Source organism: Cellulomonas sp. KH9, from assembly GCF_900114185.1.
In the GTDB taxonomy this organism is placed as follows: domain Bacteria; phylum Actinomycetota; class Actinomycetes; order Actinomycetales; family Cellulomonadaceae; genus Cellulomonas.
This window is the reverse complement of sequence record NZ_FOSE01000001.1, coordinates 66,117-79,640: the sequence shown is the minus strand read 5'-3', so window position 1 is coordinate 79,640 and position 13,524 is coordinate 66,117. Positions and strand designations below refer to the sequence as shown.

The window sequence follows — 13,524 nt, the reverse complement described above, 5'->3', positions numbered from 1 at the left end:
CCTCGCTCCGGGCGTCCGGGACGGCCGAGCCCGGACGCGGTGCGTGCAGTGTGCCGCACACGCGCCGTCCGCGACGGGCTCATCCGGCCGCCGCGACCCCGGGAGGACGTCGATCCTCGGGATGCGGACCTCACCCACCCACCCGATAGTGGACCGGGCACGAGCCGTCCCACCGGGCGGCCGACGAACCAGAGCACAGGAGCGTCCTCGTGACCGACACCCCCGTTCAGCCCGGCGCCCCGGGCTCCGCTCCCGCCCCGCTCGAGGAGCCCACCGAGCCCCGCGAGCCGCTGCCCCCGAAGGACGCGAGCACCGGCCCCGCCGCGGTCTCCCCCACCGGTCGCCCCTGGGGCGGTGATCCCGCGACCCGGTCCCAGGACGGCGCGTTCCTCACCACCGCGAGCGGCGCCCCGCTGCGGGACACGGACCACTCGCTGAAGGCGGGCCGCCGCGGCCCGACGCTGCTGCAGGACCACCACCTGCGCGAGAAGATCACGCACTTCGACCACGAGCGGATCCCCGAGCGCGTCGTCCACGCCCGCGGTGCGGCCGCGCACGGCCGGTTCGAGTCCTACGGGACGGCGTCCAGGCTCACCTGCGCGCAGTTCCTGCAGCCCGACGTCACGACGCCGGTGTTCGTCCGCTTCTCCACCGTCGTCGGCTCGCGCGGCTCGGCGGACACCGTGCGTGACACCCGCGGGTTCGCGACGAAGTTCTACACGTCCGAGGGCACGTTCGACCTGGTCGGCAACAACATCCCGGTGTTCTTCATCCAGGACGCCATCAAGTTCCCCGACGTGATCCACGCGGTCAAGCCGCACCCGGACGTCGAGATCCCGCAGGCGCAGTCGGCGCACGACACGTTCTGGGACTTCGTCTCGCTGCACACCGAGGCGCAGCACCACACGATGTGGAACATGTCCGACCGCGGCATCCCGCGCTCGTACCGGACGATGGAGGGCTTCGGCGTCCACACCTTCCGGCTCGTCGCCGAGGACGGGTCGACGTCGCTGGTGAAGTTCCACTGGAAGCCGAAGCTGGGCGTGCACTCCCAGACGTGGGAGGAGGCGCAGCTCACCGCCGGCACCGACCCGGACTTCCACCGCCGCGACCTGGCGCTGGCCATCGAGCACGGCGCGTACCCGCAGTGGGAGCTCGGCATCCAGGTGTTCCCCGACACCGAGGACGAGACGTTCGAGGGCATCGACCTGCTCGACCCGACCAAGCTGGTGCCCGAGGAGCTCGCGCCCGTGCAGCCGATCGGCCTGCTGACGCTCGACGCGAACCCGCGCAACTACTTCGCCGAGACCGAGCAGGTCGCGTTCCACGTCGGGCACCTGGTGCGCGGCATCGACGTCACCAACGACCCGCTGATGCAGGGCCGGCTGTTCTCGTACCTCGACACCCAGCTCAGCCGGCTCGGCGGGCCGAACTTCGAGCAGCTGCCCATCAACCGGCCGCACGCCCCGGTCAACGACATGCTGCGTGACGGCATGCACCAGACCGCCGACCACATCGGCGTCGCGCCGTACAAGCCGAACTCGCTGGACGGCGGCTGCCCGTTCCACGCGGGCGCGGACCTGGCGTTCATCGACCTGCCGACGCGCGTGGCGGAGGGCGTCAAGGAGCGCGCGAACCCCGCGTCGTACGACGACCACTACAGCCAGGTGCGGATGTTCTGGCGCAGCCTGACGCCCGTCGAGCAGGCGCACACCGCCCAGGCGTACACGTTCGAGCTCGGCAAGTGCTTCGAGCAGGCGATCAAGGAGCGGCAGCTGCAGGCGCTGGCGAACATCGACGCCGGCCTGTGCGCGACCGTCGCCGCGGGTCTCGGTCTGCCGGCGCCCGCGCCGACCGTCGAGGTCCCGGACGTCCAGCCCAGCCCGACGCTGTCGCAGGTGGGCAAGCAGTGGCCCGTGGACGGGCGCGTGGTCGGCCTGGTCGCCGACCCGACGACCGACCTCGGGACCCTCACCGCGGTCCGCGACGCGCTCGACGCCGCGGGCGTGCTGCCCCTGGTGGTCGCGCCGCACGGCGGTCCGCTGGACCCGGCACGTCCCGACGTCGTCGCGCAGCGCACCTGGCTGACCGCGGCGTCGCCGGAGTTCGACGCGCTCGTCCTGCTGGGCGCCGCCGCACCCGCGCCGGACGCGCAGCCGTCGTTCGACGCCAAGGCCGGCGGGCCGGGTGTGGCCGTCGACCCGCGGGTCGTCCTGCTCGTCCAGCAGGCGTACCGGCACGCGAAGTCGGTGGCCGCCGTGCCCGCCGCCACGGCGGTGCTCGACGCGGCGGGCGTCGACCCGCAGGCGCCGGGTGTGCTGCTCGCCGACGACGCGACGACGATCGCCGAGACGCTGCTCGCGCAGCTCGCGCTGCACCGCGCGTGGGAGAGGTTCCCCGCGGCGGTGGTGTGACGCACCCCGGAGCCGCGCGTCCCGTCACCCGGCGGGCGCGCGGCTCCGGCGCGACGGGCACCGTCGGTCCTGCCGGTCCGCGGCGTGCGCGGCGCAGCGGAGGCCGACGGACCGCCGCACCGGGTCGCGGATGTGACCCAGGTCACATCCGAAGTGCCCCCACCGGCCACCCCGCCCGGGATGGGATGTGCCTGCACGCGGGCGCGCCGGACCCGCCCGCGACCAGGTGGTGGCCATGCCCGAGATCGACGCCGACGCGCTGCTGGGGGCCTGGCGGGGCGCCGCCGACACCATGGACGAGTTCGACGTGGTGCGGGGACTCGTCGAGACCCACGCGCGGCGCACCCCCGACGCCGACACCCGCGCCGCGCGGGCACGGGCCGCGATGTTCGACGGCGACCCGGCCGCCGCCCTCGACATCCTCGGTGACGTCGGCGAGATCGACCTGGACGCCGCCGGCAGCGTCAGCTGGGCCGACGTCGTCGCCGTCGCGGCACGCGCCGCCCTGGGCGACGAGGACGCGCTGGGCGCCCTGCACCGGGTCGGCCAGGGCCTGCAGGGGCCCGTCGCCGTCACGCACGGCTACATCCTCGCCCGCGCCGCCGAGCTGGCCGGGCGGCACGAGGTGGCGGACGCCACCTGGCACCTGCTGCAGGAGATCGCGCCGGGGACCACCCTGCTGACCCGGCGCGTGCTGGTCGTCGACACCCTCGCGCGGTCCACCACCGACGCCGCCGCCGCGACCCGACGCGTCGGGGCCACCGCCCGCACGCTGGTGGAGATGGTGCCCGCACCCGAGGACGGGCAGCGGCACGTCGTCGAGGTCGTGCGAGCCCTGGAGGAGCGCGGCGACGCGGCGGGGGCCCGACTCGTCCTCGAGGCGCTCGTCGCCATGCGACCCACGGCCACGGAGGTCGTCGCGATGCGCGACGCCCGGGCGACGCCCGAGCGGTGGTGGCGCGAGCGGCTGCCGGGGCTGGTCACCGCCGCCGTCGCCACGGTGCTGGTCGCGGTCGGGATCGTCGCGTCCTGGCCCGTGTGGGTGCCGGCGCTGGCGGCCGTCGTCACCGTCGTCGTGTGGCGGCGCTGGCGCCTGCCGCACACCCCGGGCCTGTCGGCGACGGACGCCCGCGTCCTGGCGTACATCCGCCAGTGGCTCCCGGACGTGGCGGACGACTTCGGCGCCGGCCGGCGTCGTGCGGGTCTGGCGGTCACCGGCGCCGGGGCGGGGTTCGTCGTCGGTCTCGTCGTCATGGGAGTCGTCACCGAGGGCCTGCTCGCCGACCTGTACGCCACGCACGCCCGCGAGGTGGACGCCGTCGCCTGGGCGCTCGTGCTGCTCGCGACGTTCCTCGGCGGCGTCGGGGCGCAGCGTCTGCTGCGCCGCCCGCTCGCGGCCGCGACGCAGCGGCTCGTCGACCAGCACCGCACCACGGTCGAGGAGGAGTGCAGCCGGTGCACGTGCCTGCGCACGGTCGGCATCCGCGGCCCCGGCGCCGAGACCTACCTCACCCGGCACCTCACGGGTGCGGCCGGCGACGTCGCCGCCCTCGCCCCGCAGGTCCCCGGCGCGACGGTCAGCGTCCACCAGTGCCCGATGTCGCGGACCCCGTGGCTCGCGGTGCGCCGGCCCGGGTACGAGACGCTCGTGCTGCGCGGGGTGCTCACGCACGTGGAGGAGGAGGCCACCCCGCAGACGACGACGGGCGGCTACCTCTGACCCCGGGTCCCCGGTGCGGCTATCGTCGGGCCTCCGACCTGCTGCGACACCCCGGAGGTGCGCTCGATGCCGAGCCCCGACGCCCCGCACGTCGTCGTCGTGGGCTCCGGGTTCGGCGGCTCGGTCGCTGCCCTACGACTGTCGGAGAAGGGCTACCGGGTGACCGTCCTGGAGGCGGGCCGCCGGTTCACCCCCGACACCCTGCCGCGCACGTCCTGGGACGTGCGCCGGTTCCTGTGGGCGCCGCGGCTGGGGTGCCGCGGCATCCAGCGCATCCACGTGCTGCCCGACGTCGTGGTGCTGGCCGGGGCCGGGGTCGGCGGCGGGTCCCTGGTGTACGCCAACACGCTCTACCGCCCGGAGTCCGACGACTTCTACCGCGACCCCCAGTGGGCGTCCCTCACGGACTGGCGCGACGAGCTCGCCCCCCACTACGACCAGGCGCAGCGGATGCTCGGGGTGGTGCAGAACCCCACCCTCACCCCGGCCGACGAGGTGGTCCGCGCGGCCGCGCACGAGCTCGGCGTCGCCGGGACGTTCCGGCTCGCGCCGGTCGGCGTCGTGTTCGGCGAGCCCGGGGCCGCGGTGCCGGACCCGTTCTTCGGCGGCGTCGGCCCCGAGCGCCGCGGCTGCCTCGAGTGCGGGGAGTGCATGACGGGCTGCCGGCACGGCGCCAAGAACACACTGGAGACGAACTACCTGTGGCTCGCCGAGCGCGCGGGCGCGCGCATCGTCCCGGACACGACGGTCGTCTCGCTCGTCCCGCACGACGACGGCCGCTGGGACGTCGTCACCGTCCCCACCGGCCGGCGGCGCCCGCGCACGATCGTGGCCGTGGACCAGGTCGTGCTCGCCGCCGGGGCCTGGGGCACCCAGGAGCTGCTGCACCGTCTCAAGGCCGACGGGACGCTGCCGCACCTGTCCGACCGGCTCGGGCACCTGACGCGCACCAACTCCGAGGCGCTCGGCGGTGCCGCCCGCCGGCCCCGCGCACGTGGGCCGCGGGTCAACGGCGGCGTGGCCATCACGTCCTCCGTGTGGCTCGACGAGCGCACGCACATCGAGCCGGTCCGGTACGGGCGCGGGTCCAACCTCATGGGGCTGCTCGGCACGGTCCTCACCGACGGCGGCGGGCGCGTGCCGCGCTGGGCGCGCTGGCTCGGGCAGGTCGTACGGCACCCGGGGCACGCGGCGTCCGTGCTCGGCGGGCTGCGGACGTGGTCGGACCGGTCGGTCATCGGCCTCGTCATGCAGACCGGCGGCGCCTCGCTCACCGTGCGCCCGCGCCGCACGTGGACGGGCCGGTGGCGGCTGACGTCGACCCGTGGCGACGGCGAGCCGAACCCCACGTGGCTGCCGCAGGCCAACGCCGCGTACCGGGCGATGGCCCGCCACCTCGACGGCATCCCCATGAGCACCCTCGGGGAGATCGCCGACGTCCCCATGACGGCGCACTTCCTCGGCGGCTGCACGATCGGCGCGGACGCCTCGACGGGCGTCATCGACGCGTACCACCGGGTGTTCGGGCACCCGGGGCTGCACGTCGTGGACGGGTCGGCGATCTCCGCGAACCTCGGGGTCAACCCGTCGCTGACGATCACCGCGCAGGCCGAGCGGGCGTGCGCGACGTGGCCGAACGCCGGGCAGCCCGACCCGCGGCCCGCCCTCGGTGAGCCGTACCGCCGGGTGGCGCCGGTCGCGCCCGCGCGGCCCGCCGTCCCGGCGCACGCCGCGGCGGCGCTGCCACTGACGGTCGTGCGGCACCGGGCGCCCGCGGGCGACGCCACGCGGACGGACCCGTCCGCCCGAGGGGTCGCGGACCCCTCGCTAGGCTCGCCGGGACCCGTCCGTCGACGTGAGGTGGAGCGATGACGCAGGAGACGCACGAGCCCGTGGTCGAGCACGACGAGGCCGGGCACCGCTACGTCCTGCGCATCGACGGGCAGGAGGCCGGCGAGCTCGGGTACGCGGTCGACGGCGACCGCGTCGTCCTCGAGCACACCGTCGTCGACCCCGCGCGCCGCGAGAAGGGCCTCGGCTCCCGCCTCGCCGCGTACGCGCTCGACGACGCACGGTCGGCGGGCCGCCGGGTCGTCCCGCAGTGCCCGTTCGTCCGGGCCTACGTCGACGAGCACCCGCGGTACGCCGACCTCGTGGACTGACTGTGAGGGTTGTGCCCGCGGCTCGCTGAGGACGCGCTCCCGCGCGCGACCGGACCTCGACGCACGGGACCCTGGACAGACCGGGCAGATCGGGCAGGATGTCCCTGCGAGGACAGGGGGTCCCCATGACGTCGGACGGCACCACCACGGCACGGACGACGTGCGCGATCGTCGGTGGCGGGCCCGCCGGGCTCGTCCTCGGCCTGCTGCTGGCCCGCGCCGGGGTCGAGGTGACGGTCCTGGAGAAGCACGCCGACTTCCTGCGGGACTTCCGCGGCGACACCGTGCACCCCTCGACGATGCAGGCGCTGGACGACCTCGGCCTCATCGACCGGTTCCTCGCGCTGCCGCACTCCCGCGTCGAGGGCATCACGCTGCCGGACCCCGCGGGCGGCGACCCCGTACCGGTCGTCGACTTCTCGCGCCTGCGCGTGCCGTACCCCTACATCGCGATGGTCCCGCAGTGGGACCTGCTCGACCTCGTCGCGGACGCCGGCGACGCCGAGCCCACGTTCACGCTGCTGCGCGAGCACGAGGTCACGGACGTCGTGCGCACCGGCGAGCGCGTCACCGGCGTGCGGTACCGCACCCCGCAGGGCGAGGGGACGCTGCACGCCGACCTCGTCGTGGCGTGCGACGGCCGCTGGTCGGTGGTCCGCCGGGCGGTCGGGCTGCCCGCCCGGGCGTTCCCGGTCCCGTTCGACGTCTGGTGGTTCAAGGTCCCGACGAGCCGACCCGTCGGCGGCGCGCTCGTGCCGCGGATCCACCCCGGCCGCGCGCTCGTGACCATCCCGCGCGAGGGGTACCTGCAGATGGCGTACCTCGGCCCCAAGGGCACCGACGCGGCGCTGCGTGCCCGGGGGATCGAGGCGTTCCGCGCCGAGGTCGCCGAGCTCGTGCCGGAGCTCGCCGGCGACGTCCACCGGCTCGCCTCGATGGACGACGTCAAGCACCTCGACGTGCGCCTCGAGCGACTGCGGCGCTGGTCGGCCCCGGGGGTGCTGTGCCTCGGCGACGCCGCGCACGCCATGTCCCCCATCGGCGGGGTCGGCGTCAACCTCGCGGTGCAGGACGCCATCGCCGCGGCCCGGCTGCTGGCCGGACCGCTGCGGTCGGGGGTGTTCCGCGGGCCGTTCCCCACGCACCTCGTCGGGCGGGTGCAGGCCCGCCGACGGATGCCGACCGCCGTCGTCCAGGGGGTGCAGCGCGTCATGCACGCGCGCGCGATCGGGCCGGCGATCGCCGGGGACCCGGGCGTCGCACCGGACCGCGGTCCACGGCTCTTCCGCCGGGTGCCCGCGCTCAGCGGACTGACGGCACGCCTCGTGGGTCTCGGGCCGCGGCCCGAGCGGGTGCCGGCGTGGGGCCGACGCCCGCGGACGCCGGTGCCCTGACGACGCCCACCGGCGACCGGCCGCTCGCCGTCAGGCGGGCGCGTCCGTCAGGCGGGCGCGTCCGTCAGGCGCGGCGAGGCCGGCGCGGGCGCGGTCGGCCGGCCCACGCTGAACACCGCCAGCGCCACCTGCGTGCGGCGCAGGCCGAGGCGCCGGCGCAGCCCCGCCACGGCGTGCGGGGAGTCGACGACCTCCGAGTGCGGCGCCACCGCCAGCCCCGCGCGGTGCGCGTGCAGCCACGTGCGCTGCAGCGCCCGCCCGGCCTCGACCACGTCGGCGGGCGGCAGGCCGAGCCTCGCGTCGAGCTCCTCGGTGCCGCTGCGGACGCCGGGCGTGCGGGCCACCAGCACGAGGTGCTGCGGACCGGTCAGGGGCTCGTCGGGCGCCGGCGGCGCGGGCAGCGGGCGGGTGCGACCGACCGCCTCGACCGCGCGCCCGGCGACGCCCACCACGGTGAGCGCGGCGTCGTGCAGCGCCGGGCGGCGCGTCAGCGGTGCGGCGAGGCGTGCCAGGGGTGCCGGCAGCAGCAGCATGCGGTCCGTCATGCCGTCCCGGGCGTAGCGGGGGTGGGCGGGGGCCAGCCGCAGCCAGCGCACGAGCTCGGCCGCGACCGCACGGCGCGAGGCCGTCCACGCGCCACCGAGCCGCACCAGGTGCCGCATGGCCGCGTCGTCCACCTGGAGCAGCGCGAGCCCGGCGGGCAGCGTCGGGACGTCGGCCCGCAGGTCGGGGGCCGGGTCGAGGTGCCCCCGGTGCGTGCGCCGGTCGCGGACGTCCGCCGGGGTGAAGGGCGTCGCGTACGGCGCCGCCTGCGGGTGCAGCACGAGGACGGGCGCACCGGGGTCGGCCGGGCCACGCACCGGCAGGTCCGCGAGCCGGTCGAGCCGGTCGGTCGGCGACACGCGCACCCCCCGGCCGTCGGCGGCCGCCGCGATCGCGAAGGACTCGACCCACGCACCGAGCGAGAGGAGCAGGTCACGGAAGGACGGGTCGCCCGCCGCGAGCACGCGGTCGGGGACGACCGCGACCTCGACGGTGCCGTCGACGACGCGCGGCGACCACGGCTGCGTGTTGTGCGCGGACGGCGCGCGCCCGGCGACGCGCACCCAACGGTGCAGGTCGTCGTCGGTGACCGGCGGCACCCGGGTGGCGCCGGTCGCGGCGGTGCCCTCGGGGGTGGCACCGGGGGTGGCACCGTCGGGGGTGCGACCGCGGGGGGTCGGGGTCATCGGGTCTCCTTCGCCGCCGGGGCGGCGGTCGTCGGGCCGGGGGCGACCGGCCTGCGGTAGAACGTCACGCCGTGCAGCGGGCGGCCGCCGAACCGTTGGAGCTGGCGGGCCGAGGCGGGGTTGTCGCGGCCGACGAACGTCGAGCGCAGGCGCCCGTACCCGCCCCGGGCCAGGTGCGCCTGCAGCGTGCGGGACAGCAGCGTCAGCACCCCCTGGCCCTGACGGTCGGGCTCGGTGCCCTGGATGACGAGGACCGCGTCGCGCCGGTACCGGCGCCGGGTCGCCAGCAGCCGCAGCTGCTGCAGCGGGCCCAGACGCCCGCCGACGCGCTGCAGGAACGCCGTGATGTCCGGCACCACCAGCACGAACGCGACGAGTGCCCCGGTCGTCACGTCGCGGGCCAGCAGCAGCAGGTCCTCGTCGACCAGGTGGCCCAGCCCGTCGGTCGCGAACGCCATCTCCGCGTCCGTGATGGGCGTGTAGTACGGCAGCGCCGCGAAGGACCGGTTGAGCACCGTGAGCACCTCGGGCACCAGCCGCCCCACCTGCGAGCGCCGCCCGCGCTCGAGGCGCAGCCCGGCCGCCGCCCACTCCGCCTCCGACGGCAGCCCGTCGCGCGACGCCGCGGTCACGTCGACCACCCACGTGTCCGCCTCGCCCCAGCGCTCGAACCCGAGCGCCTCGTACGTCGCCGGCACGTGCGCGGGGTTCCACGGGGAGTCCACGAAGCCGCGGGTCGCGAACCCCGAGGTGATCACCCCGCCGGACTGGTTGGGCAGCAGCGAGACGGGCCCGAAGAGCTGGGCGCGGCCGGCCGCGCGGTCCTCGAGCGCGCGCAGGAGCGCGGCGGCTGCGGCCGCGTCGGCGAACTCGGTGGCACCGAACAGCAGCGACGGCGCGCCCAGGCGGGCGTCGAGACGCGCGTCGGTGTGGACGGTCGTGCGTCCGACGGCCCGGCCCGCACCGTCGCGCACCAGCAGCAGCTCGACCGGCTCGGGGTGCGGGGACGTGCCGCGCCACCACGCCCGCACCGTCGAGGCGAGCAGCGGCACCGCGAGCTCGCGCGGGTGCAGCCGCAGCGGCAGGTCGACGAAGTCGCGCAGGTCGGCGCGCGACGCGACCGGCTCCACCCGCAGGTCGCTCACGCGGCACCCCCGGAGGCGTCGGCGGCGACATGCACCCGGATGTACCCGCCGGTGCCGTGGCGGCGGTCCCGGGTGATCCAGGTCATGAGCCGCCGGTGCGCGGGCAGCCGGGCGAAGAGCAGCAGCGCGTCGCGGTCGGTGAAGAACGCGATCGTCCCCAGGGTGAACGGCGGCTCCCAGTACACCCGGTGCCACACGTGCCCGCGCATGCGGCGCATCGCCGCGACCATGGGGTACCACTCGCGCGAGAGCACCGCCCACGAGTGCGGACCGCGGTAGCGGGTCGCCCCGAGGAACATCGCCCCGCCGCGGGCCGGGGTACGGGCCGTACCGGCGTCCCCGTGCCCCGGTGGCCCGCCCCGTCGGCCCGCGGGGTCGTCGGCCGTGCGCGCGGCGCGCCGTGGCGGCGCGGGCGCGACGGCCGGCGGGGTGCGCCCGCGCGACGTCTCGCTGCTCAGCGCCGTGAACCGCTCGATGTGCGCCATGGTGTCGCCCTCGGCCCGCCACACACCGTTGGTGTACCCCTCGGGGTCGGCCCGGAACACCCGCGCACGGTCCCGCACCGGGTCCGCACCGGCCGCGAACGCGTCGGCGTGCGCGGGCGTGGCGAAGCAGACGACCAGCCCGCGCACGCGTCGGCCGTCGGCGTCGCGGGCCCGCACCCCGGCGGTCCACACGTGCCCGGCCGCCGCCCGGGCCGCGCGGCGCGCCCGCCGTGCCCACGCCCGGTCCCCGCCGGGCCGCTCCACGACGGCCAGCGCCCCCGCACGGGCCTGCACCGGCGCCCGCGAGAAGTCGCGCGAGCGCATCAGGCGCGGCCCGGGGCGGTCGGGCGCGCCGCCGTCGGGTGCGCGGTCGTCGGGCGCGCGGTCGTCGGGTGCGCGGTCGTGGCGTCCCGGTCGCCCGGGTCGACCAGGTAGACGTTCTTGATCGTCGTCTGCCCGCCGGCGAAGGGCCCGGTGCCGTGGTCGTGCACGTGGACGCGCAGGTCGGCGGCCGTCGGGTCCTCCTCGAGGGACTGCGCCACGTCGCGGGACACCGAGGCGAGGTGGTCCAGCACGCCCGCCGCCGCCCGCGTCGCGAGGTCCGCGCGGGCCGCGTCGTCCAGGTCGGCGTCCGCCCGCAGCTGCAGGTGGATCGCCGGGCGCTGCTCGTGGTCCCCCACGTCGACGAGCGCCAGCCTGAACGACTCGATCGCGGCGGCGTGCGGGTTGTCGAGGTACAGGCCGTTCTCGACGTCCAACGGGTACAGGTGCGCGCCCATGTACGACACCGTCGAGTCCTTGCGCCCGTAGAGCAGCAGGAACGGCAGCCGCATGCGCTGGATCGCGTGGGCGCGCTCGAACCCGAACGCCAGGCGGTCGCGCGCCGGCTCGGGCAGCTCCGCGATCGCGGCCTTGAGCCGGTCGAAGGTGACGATCCGCGCCTCGTCCCCGATGTCGTAGCGCAGCTTGGGGCTCATGATGTCCGCCGAGTTGAGCGTCACGAGCAGGCGGCCGTCGGGCGTGGTCTCCATGTACGTCTCGAGCGGGTTGTACTGGAAGACCATGGGCGTGCGGGTCTCGTCCGGGCCCAGCACGGCGTCGCGCAGCGGGCCGCCCGCGGCCAGCGTGCGCCGCACCCACACGGCCAGGTCGCTCTCCCCCGCCATGCCGATGGTCAGGTCGGACGCGCCGTACCCGGAGTACACGCGACCGAAGCGGTCCTCGAGGTAGTCGCGCAGCCCCTCGGTGAGCGCCTCCCCGCCGACGAACCCGTTGAGGTCGTACGCGTCCCAGTCGAACCCCGCGGCGTCGAGCCGGTCGCGCAGGTGCTTGAGGAACGGCGGGTACGCGCACACCAGGTACGTGTAGCCGGGGCCGAAGTGCCGCAGGGTGTCGACGATCTTGTCGATGTCGGGGCCGGTGTTCTTCACCATCGCGATGCGCGACATCGCGATGCCCGTGTTGGTGCCCGTGGCCCAGGCGCCCATCGAGAACGCGTTGATCGCGAACAGCCGGCGCGTGCCGAACAGCGACGTCACGTACCCCGCGACGTTCTTGTGGACGGTCGCCAGCTCCCGCCGTGAGCGCATCCAGTTGTACGGCGTGCCCGATGACCCGCTGGACTCGTCGACCACGGTGCCGACGGTCTCGATGAGGCCGTTCCAGCACCGCTGGTCCTCGGGGTACCGGTCGACGTACCCGTGCTTGGACGTCGGGCGGTACGTCGTCAGGTCCCACCACCGGAACCGGAAGCCGCCCTCCTCGACGTGGTGCCGGTACGCCGGGACGTCGAGGTACGCGTGCTGGCAGATCATCCACGCGTTGAGCCGCGCGAACCGCTCCATGGCCGGGTGGTAGTTGCGGGCCGTGAACCGCCACAGCGCCGGGTGCAGCCGGTACAGGCGGTACGCGGCGGTCACGAACCAGGTGGCCAGCCGCAGGGCGGCCTGCCGCACGGCGCTCGTCAGCGGGGCCGGGGAGGTCACGCCGGGCACCCTACAAGCCGCGTCCGACGGCAGGGGTGCGCGTCGTCGCAGGTCGCGCACCATCCCGGGTGAACTTCACCTGCCGCGTCCGACGGCCGCACGCGCCGCGGGCGGTCAGCCGCCGAACGGCAGCACGGGCCGCCCGGGCACGTCGACCCGCACCCGGAACAGCGCACCGGCCTCCGGCTCCGGGTCGTCCAGGTTCTCCCGCGAGGTCGTGACGTACAGGTCGCGCAGGTCGGGTCCGCCCAGGGTGCACGCCGTGACCAGCCGCACCGGCAGCTCCACCTCGGCGAGCGTGCGTCCGTCCGGGGAGACGCAGCGCACGCGACCGTCCCCGTGGAGCGCCACCCACACGTTGCCCGCGGAGTCGACGACGAGCCCGTCGGGGCTCTCGTCGGTCCCGGTGACGAACGGGCGGCGGTTCGTCAGGCGCCCGTCGACGACGTCGAACACGTCGGTCCGGCCCGTGGCGGTGTCGTCGTAGTAGGCCAGGGTGCCGTCGGGCGAGAAGTCGATGCCGTTGGAGATCGTCACGTCGTCGAGCACGACCTCGACGTCACCGGCGGGGGTGATGCGGTACAGCGTCGCGCCGCCGGGGCGCGCGTCGTAGGCCATCGAGCCGGCGTACAGCACGCCCCACGGGTCGCACCCGGCCTCGTTGAGCCGCACCCCGGTGTCCGACCACAGCTCGGGCTGCGGCACGGGCAGGCCGTCGGGCGCGTCCGCCAGGGCGATGCCGCGCTCCAGCCCCACGACGTACCCGCCGCGGCTGCGCGGCCGGACGAACGCGGCGACGTCGCCCACGTGCAGCCGGTCCACGGACCCGTCGTCCCGCAGGGTCAGCAGGTCGCCCGCCAGCATGTCCACCCAGCGCAGCCCGCCCCACGTGGGTGACCAGCACGGACCCTCCCCGTGGTAGGCGACGGCGTCGGTGACCTGCTCTGCTCGCAGCAACGGTGCTCCTCGGGACGGGGACGGCGGTGCGTC

General features: G+C 76.0%; 10 protein-coding genes. 5 read left to right on the top strand and 5 right to left on the bottom strand.

What is annotated here, in order from left to right; genetic code table 11:
• The first annotated feature begins 209 nt into the window (after positions 1-209).
• From BMZ16_RS00375 to BMZ16_RS00355, 5 genes are all read left to right on the top strand, one after another.
• On the top strand, positions 210-2,414 hold the full coding sequence (locus tag BMZ16_RS00375) for a catalase (protein ID WP_089797441.1): 2,205 nt from the start codon (positions 210-212) through the stop codon (positions 2,412-2,414).
• 235 nt (positions 2,415-2,649) lie between these two features.
• On the top strand, positions 2,650-4,134 hold the full coding sequence (locus tag BMZ16_RS00370) for a hypothetical protein (RefSeq protein WP_089797439.1): 1,485 nt from the start codon (positions 2,650-2,652) through the stop codon (positions 4,132-4,134).
• Between the two features lie 66 nt (positions 4,135-4,200).
• Positions 4,201-6,006, top strand: coding sequence for an FAD-dependent oxidoreductase (locus BMZ16_RS00365; protein ID WP_089797437.1), 1,806 nt, complete (start codon positions 4,201-4,203; stop codon positions 6,004-6,006).
• On the top strand, positions 6,003-6,296 hold the full coding sequence (locus BMZ16_RS00360; RefSeq protein ID WP_089797435.1) for a GNAT family N-acetyltransferase: 294 nt from the start codon (positions 6,003-6,005) through the stop codon (positions 6,294-6,296). The genes BMZ16_RS00365 and BMZ16_RS00360 overlap by 4 nt, the downstream gene beginning before the upstream one ends.
• A 125-nt stretch (positions 6,297-6,421) precedes the next feature.
• Positions 6,422-7,690 carry an FAD-dependent oxidoreductase gene (locus tag BMZ16_RS00355; protein ID WP_089797433.1) on the top strand — a complete coding sequence of 423 codons (1,269 nt, stop codon included), beginning with the start codon at positions 6,422-6,424 and terminating at the stop codon, positions 7,688-7,690.
• A gap of 47 nt (positions 7,691-7,737) precedes the next feature.
• Here the strand turns inward: BMZ16_RS00355 and BMZ16_RS00350 are convergent, their stop codons facing one another.
• The 5 genes from BMZ16_RS00350 to BMZ16_RS00330 all read right to left on the bottom strand — a co-directional run bounded on the left by BMZ16_RS00350 (position 7,738) and on the right by BMZ16_RS00330 (position 13,491).
• Positions 7,738-8,919, bottom strand: coding sequence for a hypothetical protein (locus tag BMZ16_RS00350; RefSeq protein WP_089797431.1), 1,182 nt, complete (start codon positions 8,917-8,919; stop codon positions 7,738-7,740).
• Positions 8,916-10,064 (bottom strand): hypothetical protein, encoded by a 1,149-nt coding sequence (locus tag BMZ16_RS00345; RefSeq protein ID WP_218143288.1) that lies wholly within the window; start codon positions 10,062-10,064, stop codon positions 8,916-8,918. Before BMZ16_RS00345 ends, BMZ16_RS00350 begins: the two co-directional genes overlap by 4 nt.
• Positions 10,061-10,873: a hypothetical protein gene (locus tag BMZ16_RS19085; protein WP_177199540.1), complete on the bottom strand. Its 813-nt coding sequence runs from the start codon at positions 10,871-10,873 to the stop codon at positions 10,061-10,063. Before BMZ16_RS19085 ends, BMZ16_RS00345 begins: the two co-directional genes overlap by 4 nt.
• The gene (locus tag BMZ16_RS00335; protein ID WP_255366269.1) at positions 10,873-12,534 is read right to left on the bottom strand and encodes a phenylacetate--CoA ligase family protein; all 1,662 of its coding nucleotides are present in this window, start codon (positions 12,532-12,534) and stop codon (positions 10,873-10,875) included. Before BMZ16_RS00335 ends, BMZ16_RS19085 begins: the two co-directional genes overlap by 1 nt.
• A gap of 114 nt (positions 12,535-12,648) precedes the next feature.
• Positions 12,649-13,491 (bottom strand): SMP-30/gluconolactonase/LRE family protein, encoded by an 843-nt coding sequence (locus tag BMZ16_RS00330; protein WP_177199539.1) that lies wholly within the window; start codon positions 13,489-13,491, stop codon positions 12,649-12,651.
• Between the last annotated feature and the right edge of the window lie 33 nt (positions 13,492-13,524).

Coding starts and splice junctions, on each gene's coding strand:
- BMZ16_RS19085 (WP_177199540.1), bottom strand. CDS start 10,873: ATGCGCTCGCGCGACTTCTCGCGGGCGCCGGTGCAGGCCCGTGCGGGG.
- BMZ16_RS00355 (WP_089797433.1), top strand. CDS start 6,422: ATGACGTCGGACGGCACCACCACGGCACGGACGACGTGCGCGATCGTC.
- BMZ16_RS00360 (WP_089797435.1), top strand. CDS start 6,003: ATGACGCAGGAGACGCACGAGCCCGTGGTCGAGCACGACGAGGCCGGG.
- BMZ16_RS00365 (WP_089797437.1), top strand. CDS start 4,201: ATGCCGAGCCCCGACGCCCCGCACGTCGTCGTCGTGGGCTCCGGGTTC.
- BMZ16_RS00370 (WP_089797439.1), top strand. CDS start 2,650: ATGCCCGAGATCGACGCCGACGCGCTGCTGGGGGCCTGGCGGGGCGCC.
- BMZ16_RS00350 (WP_089797431.1), bottom strand. CDS start 8,919: ATGACCCCGACCCCCCGCGGTCGCACCCCCGACGGTGCCACCCCCGGT.